This is a genomic window from Ruoffia sp. FAM 26254, from assembly GCF_045528545.1.
Classification (GTDB): domain Bacteria; phylum Bacillota; class Bacilli; order Lactobacillales; family Aerococcaceae; genus Ruoffia; species Ruoffia halotolerans.
On record NZ_JBGQQY010000022.1, the window covers coordinates 21,029 to 32,737 of the forward strand.

14 protein-coding genes are annotated in these 11,709 nt (G+C 35.3%); 13 read left to right on the forward strand and 1 reads right to left on the reverse strand.

Translation table 11 applies throughout. The annotated features are described in order from the left end of the window. The first annotated feature begins 96 nt into the window (after positions 1-96). The 9 genes from rpsP to rplS all read left to right on the forward strand — a co-directional run bounded on the left by rpsP (position 97) and on the right by rplS (position 6,139). Positions 97-369 carry a 30S ribosomal protein S16 gene (gene rpsP, locus ACEN3Z_RS06780; protein ID WP_407090257.1) on the forward strand — a complete coding sequence of 91 codons (273 nt, stop codon included), beginning with the start codon at positions 97-99 and terminating at the stop codon, positions 367-369. Between the two features lie 43 nt (positions 370-412). Then, positions 413-664 (forward strand): KH domain-containing protein, encoded by a 252-nt coding sequence (locus ACEN3Z_RS06785; RefSeq protein WP_407090258.1) that lies wholly within the window; start codon positions 413-415, stop codon positions 662-664. 138 nt (positions 665-802) lie between these two features. Then, a complete protein-coding gene (gene rimM, locus ACEN3Z_RS06790) occupies positions 803-1,330 on the forward strand; it encodes a ribosome maturation factor RimM (protein WP_407090259.1) in 528 nt (175 codons plus the stop codon). Continuing rightward, positions 1,320-2,039, forward strand: coding sequence for a tRNA (guanosine(37)-N1)-methyltransferase TrmD (gene trmD / locus ACEN3Z_RS06795; protein ID WP_407090269.1), 720 nt, complete (start codon positions 1,320-1,322; stop codon positions 2,037-2,039). Before rimM ends, trmD begins: the two co-directional genes overlap by 11 nt. Before the next feature lie 151 nt (positions 2,040-2,190). After that, positions 2,191-3,426 carry a betaine/proline/choline family ABC transporter ATP-binding protein gene (locus ACEN3Z_RS06800; RefSeq protein WP_407090260.1) on the forward strand — a complete coding sequence of 412 codons (1,236 nt, stop codon included), beginning with the start codon at positions 2,191-2,193 and terminating at the stop codon, positions 3,424-3,426. After that, positions 3,423-4,055, forward strand: coding sequence for an ABC transporter permease (locus tag ACEN3Z_RS06805; protein ID WP_407090261.1), 633 nt, complete (start codon positions 3,423-3,425; stop codon positions 4,053-4,055). The genes ACEN3Z_RS06800 and ACEN3Z_RS06805 overlap by 4 nt, the downstream gene beginning before the upstream one ends. Before the next feature lie 10 nt (positions 4,056-4,065). Continuing rightward, the gene (locus ACEN3Z_RS06810; protein WP_407090262.1) at positions 4,066-4,995 is read left to right on the forward strand and encodes an osmoprotectant ABC transporter substrate-binding protein; all 930 of its coding nucleotides are present in this window, start codon (positions 4,066-4,068) and stop codon (positions 4,993-4,995) included. Further along, positions 4,995-5,648, forward strand: coding sequence for an ABC transporter permease (locus ACEN3Z_RS06815; protein ID WP_338489126.1), 654 nt, complete (start codon positions 4,995-4,997; stop codon positions 5,646-5,648). Before ACEN3Z_RS06810 ends, ACEN3Z_RS06815 begins: the two co-directional genes overlap by 1 nt. A gap of 137 nt (positions 5,649-5,785) precedes the next feature. After that, positions 5,786-6,139 (forward strand): 50S ribosomal protein L19, encoded by a 354-nt coding sequence (gene rplS, locus ACEN3Z_RS06820; RefSeq protein ID WP_138405506.1) that lies wholly within the window; start codon positions 5,786-5,788, stop codon positions 6,137-6,139. Between the two features lie 147 nt (positions 6,140-6,286). On the opposite strand, the gene ACEN3Z_RS06825 is transcribed toward rplS, so the two are convergent. Continuing rightward, positions 6,287-6,586, reverse strand: coding sequence for a hypothetical protein (locus ACEN3Z_RS06825; RefSeq protein ID WP_407090263.1), 300 nt, complete (start codon positions 6,584-6,586; stop codon positions 6,287-6,289). A 965-nt stretch (positions 6,587-7,551) separates the two neighbouring features. Here ACEN3Z_RS06825 and ACEN3Z_RS06830 point away from each other — a divergent pair. The 4 genes from ACEN3Z_RS06830 to ACEN3Z_RS06845 all read left to right on the forward strand — a co-directional run bounded on the left by ACEN3Z_RS06830 (position 7,552) and on the right by ACEN3Z_RS06845 (position 11,071). Then, complete coding sequence (locus ACEN3Z_RS06830; protein ID WP_407090264.1) at positions 7,552-8,532, forward strand: tRNA dihydrouridine synthase; 981 nt, start codon at positions 7,552-7,554, stop codon at positions 8,530-8,532. A 67-nt stretch (positions 8,533-8,599) separates the two neighbouring features. Then, positions 8,600-9,628: a YeiH family protein gene (locus ACEN3Z_RS06835; protein ID WP_407090265.1), complete on the forward strand. Its 1,029-nt coding sequence runs from the start codon at positions 8,600-8,602 to the stop codon at positions 9,626-9,628. Between the two features lie 79 nt (positions 9,629-9,707). After that, the gene (locus ACEN3Z_RS06840; protein ID WP_407090266.1) at positions 9,708-10,151 is read left to right on the forward strand and encodes a hypothetical protein; all 444 of its coding nucleotides are present in this window, start codon (positions 9,708-9,710) and stop codon (positions 10,149-10,151) included. Between the two features lie 11 nt (positions 10,152-10,162). After that, the gene (locus tag ACEN3Z_RS06845; RefSeq protein WP_407090267.1) at positions 10,163-11,071 is read left to right on the forward strand and encodes a YitT family protein; all 909 of its coding nucleotides are present in this window, start codon (positions 10,163-10,165) and stop codon (positions 11,069-11,071) included. Positions 11,072-11,709: the final 638 nt, after the last annotated feature.

Below are 11,709 nucleotides of genomic sequence, written 5' to 3' on the forward strand. Positions count from 1 at the left end.
CAAAAAACTTCACCCTGTAAAGGAAAAACACTTTACAGGAGGGATGTTATCTGATAATATACTTAACTGTGAGATTAATTAATGGAGGTGACTTACATGGCAGTTAAAATTCGTATGAAACGTATGGGTTCTAAAAGAAGCCCATTCTACCGTATTGTAGTAGCGGACGCACGTGCTCCACGTGATGGACGTATTATTGAACAAATTGGAACTTATAATCCAGTTCAAGAACCAAAACAATTAGAAATCAACGAAGAGTTAGCGTTAAAATGGTTAAGTGATGGTGCTCAACCATCTGACACTGTTCGCAACTTATTATCTACTCAAGGAATCATGCAAAAATTCCACGAGTCAAAACAAGCGAAATAAGGCATGTTTGATAAGTTTAGTATCACAATAAAGGATGATAAAAATGCCAGATATTGAAGCTTTGATAAAAACAATTGTTGAACCACTTATTGACAATCCTAAAGAGTTTTCTGTCGATATTGTTGAAACAGAAGATTTTATAGAGTATCATCTTAATTTACATCCGGATGATATCGGACGTGTCATTGGCAGAAAAGGGCGTGTTGTGAGAGCAATACGTACAATCATTTATAGCATTCGTCAACGCGGTTCTAAAAGAGCGCGCATTGTCATTGCTGACGGTGATAGCGAATAAGATTTTAAGTGCTAAGTAGAGACAAATTAATTTGTTTCTACTTAGCACTTTTTGTTTGGTGAAAATTTATATATAATAAAAGTAGTAATGTAGCTTTAAGAGCAAAGTTATATAATGTAGTGTGAAAGGAAATAAACTATGGAATATTTTCGTATAGGAAGAATTGTAAATACATTTGGCATTCGAGGAGAAATTAAAGTTATAGCAGATACTGATTTTCCCGAAGAACGATTTGCTGCTGGCGAGGTTTTAACGATATTAGATAATGATCGTCCCGTTCAAAAAGTAACAGTCAAAAATGCTAAGTTAAGTAAAGGAACATATATTGTAAGTTTCGAAGAATTCAATAATATAAATGATGTCGAAAAGTTTAAAACGATGTGGTTAGCCATTAATCAAGACCAACAACAAGAGTTGGATGAACATGAGTTTTATTTTCATGAAATTATTGGTTTAAAAGTAATAACGATTGAAAAAGAAGAACTAGGTGTGATAAAAGACATCTTAAGTTTAGGTTCGAATGACGTATGGGTAATCAAACGTAACAAATCCAAATTACCAGATGCTTTGATTCCTTATATTGGAGACGTTGTGAAAGAGGTCAATGTTGATGAAGGGTACGTTGTAATTGAATTGATGGAAGGGTTAATTGACGATGAGAATTGATGTATTAACTTTATTTCCTGAGATGTTTGCTCCAATGGAACACTCGATAATGAAACAAGCACAACAGGAAGGTGTCTTATCATTTGAGACACACGACTTCCGTCGCAACCCGGTCAATAAGCATGGTCATGTAGACGATTATCCTTATGGTGGTGGAGCAGGTATGTTATTAAGAGTAGAGCCAATTGTAGATACATTAGAGGAACTGGAGATGACTGACAAGTCACGTGTTATTTTAATGGATCCAGCTGGAAAACCTTTTACCCAAGATTTGGCACAAGAGTGGTCACAAGAAGAACATTTAGTATTTATTTGTGGCCATTATGAAGGCTTTGATCACCGAGTTCGAGATTACATTACAGATGAAGTATCCATCGGAGATTATGTCTTAACAAATGGAGAACTTCCAACCATGGTCATGATAGATTCAACGGTTCGTCTCATTCCAGAAGTAGTTGGAAATGCCCATTCAATTGTAGAAGAGTCCCATCAAAGAAAACTACTAGAACATCCTCAATACACAAGGCCACGAGAATATAGAGGGAAAAGCGTCCCTGATGTGTTGCTTAGCGGGCATCATAGTAATATAGAATTATGGCAACAAAAGGAAGCAATTAGAAGAACCTATAATAATCGGCCTGATTTATTAGAGAAAGCTGAATTAACTGACCAAGAACGTGAATGGGTTAAAGAATTTGAACGTCAATAGGTTTAAATTTACTAAAAAAAATAAACTTAATATGTAATGAGAATCATCGACAAACGCGACAAATCAATCGAATTTAAACTGTATTTCTTGAGATTTTTTTATAATAATGGTATTGTGAAAACTGCGGAAAAACAAGGAGGAGAATAGAATTGTGATTGAATTCAAAAACGTTTCAAAACGTTACGCTAGTGACGTATTAGCTGTGGATGATTTTAACTTAAAGATTGAAGATGGAGAGTTTATTTGTTTCATAGGTACATCAGGATCGGGTAAAACAACTTCGATGCGAATGATTAACCGTATGATTGAACCTTCAGATGGTGAAATTTTAATCGATGGAAAAAATATTATGGATATGAACCCAGTTAAATTAAGAAGACAAATTGGGTATGTTATTCAAAACATTGGTCTAATGCCACATATGACAGTTAAAGAAAACCTTTTAATGGTACCAAAATTATTAAAATGGGATCAAGTCAAACTTGATGACACAGCCAAACGCATGATTAAACTAGCTGAATTACCAGAGGAGTTTCTTGATAGATATCCTTCAGAACTATCTGGGGGTCAACAACAACGTATCGGAGTCGTCAGAGCATTAGCTGCAGAACAAGATATCATTTTAATGGATGAGCCGTTTGGTGCGCTTGATCCATTAACTAGGGATACACTGCAAGTAATGGTTAAAGAATTACAAGAAGAATTAGGGAAGACCTTTGTCTTTGTAACGCATGATATGGATGAAGCGCTGAAGTTAGCGACACGTATTGTCATTATGAGTAAAGGGAAAATCGTACAGGTTGGGACTCCGGATGAGATTTTAAGTAATCCGGCGAATGAGTTTGTGGCTCAATTTATTGGGCAAGACCGTTTAATTCAAGCTCAACAAGATACAACTAAAGTTGGCGAGATTATGAGTAAACGCCATGTGGCGATGATTGAAGACAAATCACTTACGGATGCTTTAGAATTAATGAAAGAGCAATCTGTGGATACGCTTCTAATTACGGATGAGAATAATGTATTAAAAGGTTTTGTTGATATCCATATGATCCAAAGACATTTTAATACAGCAATTAACTTATCGGATATTATGAGCTCAGATATGTTCTCACTCAGAGAAGATGCTTTAGTACGTGAATCGGTTGATTTAATCTTAAAACGTGGGTACTCTTATGTTCCAATTGTGAATGACGAAGGTCATCTAAAAGGGATAGTAACACGTGCTACATTCGTAAACATCATCTATGATGCGATTTGGGGAGAATATGAAACATTAGAAGATGTTTCACCTGAGAATTCAGTAGAACATGTGGATGACATCGAAGGAGATGGCATTGTTATACCACCAGCTGCCAGTGAAAAAGATGGTGGGTATGTTCTATGATGACATTTCTTCAAGAAAATGGGAGTCAATTAGTTACTCTAATTTTTGAACATTTATCTATATCATTTATTTCCTTGTTATTGGGAATTATAGTTGCTGTACCACTAGGAGTTGTATTAACTCGAACACCTAAAGCAGCTGACTTTGTTATTGGGATTGCAAGTATCTTCCAAACGGTACCAACACTAGCCTTGCTAGCGTTAATGATTCCACTAATTGGGATTGGGCGTTTTCCAGCGATTATCGCATTGTTTATCTATTCTTTACTACCTATATTACGTAATACGTATATCGGAATGAACGATGTGAGCCCCACTGCAAAAGATGCGGCTAAAGGAATGGGAATGACTGCTTTTCAATCAATTATGAAGGTTGAGTTACCCTTAGCAATGCCTGTGATAATGGCTGGTATTCGCTTATCAGCCGTATATGTTATTGCTTGGACATCTTTAGCATCTTATATTGGTGCAGGTGGTTTAGGGGACTTTATCTTAAGTGGTATTTCTCTGTATCAATCAGATTTAATCTTTGCCGGAACAATCCCTGTGACAATTATGGCACTTTTAGCAGATTATCTATTAGGTAAAGTAGAGATATACTTTACGCCTGATGTCACTGCAGCGAAATAGGAGGATGAACATGATTAAGAATAAAACAAATAAAATAATAACATTAATCGCTTCAATATTCCTTCTTGCTGGATGTGCATTACCAGGCCTTGGTGGTGGATTCGGTACCGAAACGATAAAAATTGCAGGATTAGGTACAACTGAAAGCCAAATATTATCTTCGATGGTTCAACAATTAATTGAAGAAGAGACAGATTATAATGTTGAGCTAATTAGTAACTTAGGTACAGCAGTTGTAGGTCATCATGCGCTATTAAATGGTGATGCTGATGTGCTTGTACCGGCATATACAGGTACAGATATCGTTGCTATATTTGGAGAGAGTGCTTCTTATGATGCAGATGAAACGATGGAGTACCTACAAGAACGATTTGCAAATGAATTCGACCAAAAGTACTATGACACGATGGGATTTGAGAATACATATGCTTTTATGGTAACTGAAGAGTTTGCTCAAGAGAAAAATTTAGAAAAAGTCAGTGATTTGAAAGACATAGCTGGTGACTTGAGAGCAGGCTTCGACCAAACTTGGCTGATACGCGAGGGTGACGGTTATCCGGCTTTCCAAGAGGCATATGAGTTTTCATTTGGTGAAACTTATCCAATGCAAATTGGACTAGTTTATGATGCAGTTGCATCTGGAGATATGGATGTTGTTTTAGGCTATTCAACGGATGGGCGTATCTTGAGTAATAACCTTGTTGTCTTAGAGGATGACCTAGGATTTTTCCCTCCTTATGAAGGGTCAGTTAGAGCTACAGATGAAATCCTAGAGAGCAATCCAGAACTTGATGCTCTATTCGAAAGATTAGTTGGACAAATCGATACAGAGTTAATGCAACAATTAAACTTTGAAGCAGATGATAATCTTCTTGAGCCATCAGTTGTTGCACAACAGTTTTTAGAAGAGAATAATTACTTTAGAGAGGAGCAGCCATAATGGATAGTATGAATTTATTTGAACAGTTTATCTACTATTTCTCGATGAACGGATCATATGTACTGGAACAATTTTGGCGTCATTTCTTAATCTCTATCTATGGAGTATTATTCGCTTCAATTGTTGGTATTCCGATTGGAATTTGGATTGCCAACAATAGAAAGATGAGTACGTGGGTCCTAGGTGTGGCGAATGTATTACAAACCATTCCGTCACTAGCAATGATGTCGATTATAATGTTAGCGGTTGGTTTAGGAGTAAACACGGTTATCGTGACGATCTTCCTTTATTCGCTACTGCCAATTATCAAGAATACTTATACAGGTATGATTACTCTGGATGCAGATGTTCTGGATGCAGCGAAGGGGATTGGTATGACAAGTTGGCAACGACTTAAAGATGTTGAATTACCGTTATCAATGTCTGTGATTATGGCCGGTATTCGCAACGCTCTTGTAGTAGGGATTGGTATTACTGCGATTGGTGCTTTCATTGGTGCCGGTGGTTTAGGTGATATCATTATTCGCGGTACTAATGCAACAGACGGTGGAGCCATCATACTTGCTGGAGCGATACCAACGGCATTAATGGCTATATTAACGGACGTCATTCTTGGTTGGATTGAACGTCGTTTCTATAATCGTGTCGGATAAATAAAAAAAGTAAAAAACCCTTTACAAGTTTCTTATTTTAGGTATAATATTACAAGTGGCCATTGGGCCCCGAATTAACTATAATCCGCTAAGTAGAATGACTATTTAAGATTATTTGTTGGAAGGAGAAAGATAAAATGAGTATTAATCCAATTATTGCAAAAATTACTTCAGCTCAATTACGTAACGACATTCCTGATTTCCGTCCTGGAGATACAGTACGTGTTCATGCGTTAATCGTTGAGGGAGAACGTGAACGTGTTCAACTTTTTGAAGGATTAGTTATTAAACGTCGTGGACAAGGCATCTCTGAAACTTACACAGTTCGTAAGATTTCTAACGGTGTTGGTGTTGAACGTACATTCCCTGTACATACACCTCGCGTACAAAAAATCGAAGTACTACGTCAAGGTAAAGTACGTCGTGCTAAATTATACTACATCCGTAAATTATCTGGTAAAGCAGCTCGTATTCAAGAGCGCGTTAGATAACATTTCTGCTAAGAATGGCTTTAATAAGCTGTTCTTAGCTTTTTTATTTGTTCATTTTTTGTTTTGTATCTCATTAAAATTGAATTTAAGAGGTAGAGGCAAAATATTAAAAAGAAAAGAGCCCTCGAAGGCTCTTTTTAAATTGCTTTAATTTGAGTTAGAGTTTATTGATTCATCAGGCCTTCTTTCATTTACTAATGCATCATCTGTAATGATTGCTCCATATAATTGAAGGTACTGGCCATCCTCAACTTCAACAAAGGCATTATTTGTAATAGCTGACATCGAGGCAATCTCTGATTTATCTAAAGAATCATAGATTACATACATTGCAGTTTCTTCATCTTGGATGACTTCGTATTCTCCCGCAGGTATATCATAACCAACGAAATAAGTTCCAGGTCCGATAGTGTTGTCTTCAATGAATATAGGATCAACTTCATCCATAGCACGGCAAATGTTCCATCAAGTTTTAAATATTGATCGTCAACAACTTCAAAGTAAGAATGAGTCGTAATAGCAGAAAAATCAATAATATCTTCTTGATTCGCATCTGACGAAATCACATACATGCCATATTCAGCATCGGATATAATCCGATATATTCCTGCATCTAATGTAGAGCCAACTTTATACATACCAGGTTCGAGAACTGTTTAATAAGTACTTTGATCATAAAATTCTTTATCTTGAGCTTTAATAGGAGCGACGAATGATAATGAAAGGGTGGCAGCAAATAATAATATTTTTTTCAAAAAAATCATCTCCTTACTTATTCTTTCAAAGATATTTCAAATAACTTTGAATAGATCTGTTGATCATATAGATTTGCACGTATTTTTTCGTCATATGACAAGATTGTCACACGTATAAACACAAATAGCAGTGAGTAAGAGCCAACAATATTAATAAAAACAGAGAAAAGAGTGAAGTTATCAGTGGTAGTGGTTTCGACTGGAAAATATCCAGTTGTATCATAACTATAACTGGTAGAAATGTTATCGGCTAATATAAAGTCGCCTATAATGACTAAAATAAAAAAGACATTGTTAAGAATATTATAGGGTCTAATTTTTTCTTTGACGATTGAATCGAAATTGTCATCCATCCTATCAACTACCATTTTATATAATTAATCATTATTATTATATCAAATATATTTATAAAAAACTTAATTTAGTTCTGATTATCAAGCATTTAATCTAGACTTTTAGTACATCTTACGTTATGCTATGTTTTGCCAATTCATCAATCTTAATAATTTTCATGTATTTTAGTAAATGAACTAATCAAGCTATTTGAAATAAACTGGCTAAGAATGGCTTTGATGCTATTCTTAGCTTTTTTATTTGAATTTTATATAACTGACACAATGAAGAAAGAAATGACTTAAGAAAGGAATTGATAATAGTATGACTTCTAATTTTTGGCATGATTTACCTAAACCATTTTTTATCCTAGCACCTATGGAAGACGTGACGGATGTTGTTTTTCGCCATGTCGTTCAAAAAGCCGCAGAACCTGATGTATATTTTACGGAATTTACAAACTCTGAAAGTTACTGTCATCCTGATGGGATTGAAAGTGTTCGTGGCCGTTTAACTTTTACTGAAGATGAAGAGCCAATTGTTGCTCATATTTGGGGAGATCGTCCAGAGTACTTTGAACAAATGAGTATTGGTATGGCAGAAATGGGCTTTAGCGGCCTTGATATTAATATGGGTTGCCCAGCACCTAATGTGGTAAAACATGGGCGTGGTAGTGGCTTAATCAAGCGAGAAGACGTCGCTGCTGAGCTTATCCAAGCTGCAAAAGCAGGAGGTTTACCCGTAAGTGTTAAAACGCGTTTAGGTTATTTAAAAGTTGACGAGTGGAGAGGTTGGTTAACTCACTTGTTAAAACAAGATATTGTTAACTTATCGATTCACTTAAGAACTAAGAAAGAAATGAGTAAAGAAGACGCTCATTGGGAATTAATTCCTGACATTATGAAACTACGTGATGAAATTGCTCCAAACACATTGATTACGATTAATGGTGATATTCCAGATCGCCAAACAGGTTTGGAATTAGTAGAGAAATACGGTGTGGATGGTGTTATGATTGGACGTGGTGTCTTTAAAAATCCGTTTGCTTTTGAAGTAGAGAAAAAAGACCACAGTCCAAAAGAATTATTAGACTTATTAAGATTCCATCTAGACTTATTTGATCAATATAATGAAGATGGGCAACGTCATTTCAGACCTTTACGTCGCTACTTTAAGATTTATGTGCGCGAGTTTAAAGGAGCCAATGATTTGCGCATCCAATTAATGGAGACAAATACAACCGACGAAGCACGTCAGTCAATTGACCACTTCGAGAATAAATTTCTAACGTCGGATGTAATTTAATAAAGAGCTATAGAAATGCTATTAATTTCTATGGCTTCTTTTTATATATAGTAGATAGGAGATAATTATGCGTAAGAATTCAACAGTTATAAATGCTCTATATGGAATTGTAGTGACTTTGATATTAGCAGTTGTTTCAATAATGATTACCAATGTCTTGCCAAATGGGTATATTGGAGCCAGTGTAATGGCGATGTTAATCGGGATGGTTCTGCATCCGCTTGTAAAGAAGTTGTTACCATCCTTTACAGGAATAGATTTAGTTGCGAAACGATTGCTCAAAGTCTCCATCGTTCTAATGGGAGCGTCTTTAAGCTTGACTCAAGTTGTAGAGGTTGGGAAGTTCTCTCTAATAGTGATGGTATTTACTTTAGCTACCGCTTTTATATTTGGTAACTTGATAGGAAAGTGGTTTAATATGGACTGGAAATTATCTAACTTAATTTCCGTAGGAACAGGTGTGTGTGGTGGCAGTGCCATTGCTGCAGTTTCACCTATTATTAAAGCCAAAGATGAAGATATAGCTTATGCCTTATCAACGACATTTATTTTTGATATTTTAATGGTTATTTTATTCCCAATTGCGGGACAATTTTTCGGCATGACTGATTTAGGCTTTGGATTATGGGCAGGGACTGCAATTAACGATACTTCGTCGGTTGTTGCTGCAAGCTATGCCTTCTCAGAAGCGGCAGGAAATTATGCTGTGATTGTTAAATTAACTAGAACATTAGCCATCGTTCCAATTGTATTTATTTACTCGATTATTAATCAACGGATTGAACAAAAGGCCCGTCAAGATGATGAAAGTTCAGACGCAACATTTAAATTAACGAGAGTGATTCCTTGGTTTATTCTCTTCTTTTTAATTATGGTCATATTACGTTCTGTTGGCGTCATATCAGCTGAGTTTGGGTCCTCTTTATCATCGGTAAGTAAATTCTTTATGGTCATGAGTTTAGGAGCGATTGGTTTACGAACAAACTTTAAATCTGTCACTCAAAGTGGAATTTTACCTATGGTACATGGTTTTATTATTTCACTGTTAGTCGTAATTGTTTCTTTCGTAATTCAAGTGATATTAGGTCAAGTTTAAAAAGTGTAGGGTTTGTTCCTTAACTAATAAATGATATACTTAACTTGTTGTTGATTAATGAATTTATGGAGGGGAAATCATGTCTGTCATTCACACTAATTTTGAAAACAAACTTAATGAAATGAATATTCCGTTTAACAAGAAAGAAATCGAAAACGGACATATATTATATCGCTTTAATTTTCGTCTTACTACAGAACGTGCACTCGTTGTAGAGGTCATCATCCAAGCATCAAAAGATAAATACTCTGATGCTCAAATCATCTACCGTCATGTTCACTTACTAACGGATCGTAGTAAAGAAGCAGAGGCTTATGAATTACTTAACTCATTAAACGAGATGAAAACAGGTTACTATAGTCTTTACCTAGCTGGTGATGGAGAAGTTTTCCTTAAAACACTGTTAAGAACGGGTGAAGATGCTGAGCCATTATATCAAACATTGGTTATGGGTTCGGGAATTGCTAAAGGCTTACAAACAGATTTAGTAAATGTGCTAGGTGAATCAGGTAAAGCAATGTAAGGTGACCACAAATGATAAAAAAAGTTCTATCACAATATCCTGCGCTTAATATTTTAAGCCAATTTTTTATTATTTTATTTTCGGCTTTATGTTTTGCGGTATCACTGAATATGTTTCTAATTCCTGGGGACATTTATAGTGGGGGAGTTACTGGTATTTCTCAGTTGATTACCTATTCACTAAAGCAATTCACACCCTTTGGAAACATTATTCAGACAGGTACATTAAACTTCTTACTTAATATTCCATTATTGATATTAAGTTATATGAAGTTGGGACGTCGTTTTACCATTTTAACGGTAATCGTTGTAGCTATTATGACGGGTTTTACTTTAATCATTCCTGTCCAACAGGTATCTGCAAACCCGCTACTTAACGGAATCGTTGCTGGAGCTCTTAATGGGTTAGGCGGAGGATTAACGATCAAATTTGGTATGTCAGCAGGAGGAATTGATATTATTGCTCTTGTGATGAGCCGATTAGTACAAATAAACGTAGGGTCTTTATCACTACTTATTAATTCGGTTGTTATCGTTGGTGCAGGAATTTTATACTCTTGGGAATTTGCTTTATATACATTAATTTCAATGTATGTAACTTCTAGGGTAGTAAATTCAATTCATACAAACGAACAACGCTTAACTGCCTTTATCGTTACCGATAAAGAAGATGAAGTAGTCAAGTCAATTTATGGTCGTATCCATCGTGGAATTACGATTCTTGATGGACGTGGAGGCTACTCGAAAAAGACGCGCAATACGCTGATGATTGTTATTAACCGATATGAACTTTATGATTTAGAGATGGCAATAGGAGAAGCGGACATTCATGCCTTTGTTAATATTATTCAATCTACAAGAGTGAATGGAAACTATCTAAATCGAGACCAACAGAATAAACTAAATCAAATTAAAACGTAATAATTAAACACTAGTTATTAGAGATGACAGTCAATCCGCTTTAGGTTTTGATGCATACTTCATGACTAGTGTTTTTAAATTATAAATTTTTCATAAAATGAGAATAAAATGAATAATTAATGTTGACATTCTCATAATCATCCATTATTATGAAAATAACAAAAAAACTAAGAAGAGGGATTAATATGATATTGAGTATTATTAACAATCAAAATGATTTTCAAAATTCATTTAATAGCGTCGTCGTGGTCGTTTGATACGATCTATGACGGGGCCAATTGATTGTGCCTGCATAGATTTCTGAAATCTAATGCGGGTTATACTCAATATATACTTCTTAATAGGGGATTATTAACCTGAATAATTCATAGTTTTACTAATAGTCTTTCCTAACATTGATTTAATAGTCTTTAAAGTAATCTGCTTCATCACCCATTAGGTGATGAAAAAAGACCCCCTTTCTGATATGGTTAATTCACCACAAACTACCATAGAAAGGGGTTCTCTCAGTGGTTACTTTACAAGAAAATGCCGTAAAATTCAACAATAATTTAATCGTTTCTCATGATGGTGGTCGTTTATCAAGTGATTCTGGTTTAGTCCTAATCGATGAATTAATGGATGCTTTCCAATTTACT

Coding starts and splice junctions, on each gene's coding strand:
- rpsP (WP_407090257.1), top strand. CDS start 97: ATGGCAGTTAAAATTCGTATGAAACGTATGGGTTCTAAAAGAAGCCCA.
- ACEN3Z_RS06785 (WP_407090258.1), top strand. CDS start 413: ATGCCAGATATTGAAGCTTTGATAAAAACAATTGTTGAACCACTTATT.
- rimM (WP_407090259.1), top strand. CDS start 803: ATGGAATATTTTCGTATAGGAAGAATTGTAAATACATTTGGCATTCGA.
- trmD (WP_407090269.1), top strand. CDS start 1,320: ATGAGAATTGATGTATTAACTTTATTTCCTGAGATGTTTGCTCCAATG.
- ACEN3Z_RS06805 (WP_407090261.1), top strand. CDS start 3,423: ATGATGACATTTCTTCAAGAAAATGGGAGTCAATTAGTTACTCTAATT.
- ACEN3Z_RS06810 (WP_407090262.1), top strand. CDS start 4,066: ATGATTAAGAATAAAACAAATAAAATAATAACATTAATCGCTTCAATA.
- ACEN3Z_RS06815 (WP_338489126.1), top strand. CDS start 4,995: ATGGATAGTATGAATTTATTTGAACAGTTTATCTACTATTTCTCGATG.
- rplS (WP_138405506.1), top strand. CDS start 5,786: ATGAGTATTAATCCAATTATTGCAAAAATTACTTCAGCTCAATTACGT.
- ACEN3Z_RS06825 (WP_407090263.1), bottom strand. CDS start 6,586: ATGGATGAAGTTGATCCTATATTCATTGAAGACAACACTATCGGACCT.
- ACEN3Z_RS06830 (WP_407090264.1), top strand. CDS start 7,552: ATGACTTCTAATTTTTGGCATGATTTACCTAAACCATTTTTTATCCTA.
- ACEN3Z_RS06835 (WP_407090265.1), top strand. CDS start 8,600: ATGCGTAAGAATTCAACAGTTATAAATGCTCTATATGGAATTGTAGTG.
- ACEN3Z_RS06840 (WP_407090266.1), top strand. CDS start 9,708: ATGTCTGTCATTCACACTAATTTTGAAAACAAACTTAATGAAATGAAT.
- ACEN3Z_RS06845 (WP_407090267.1), top strand. CDS start 10,163: ATGATAAAAAAAGTTCTATCACAATATCCTGCGCTTAATATTTTAAGC.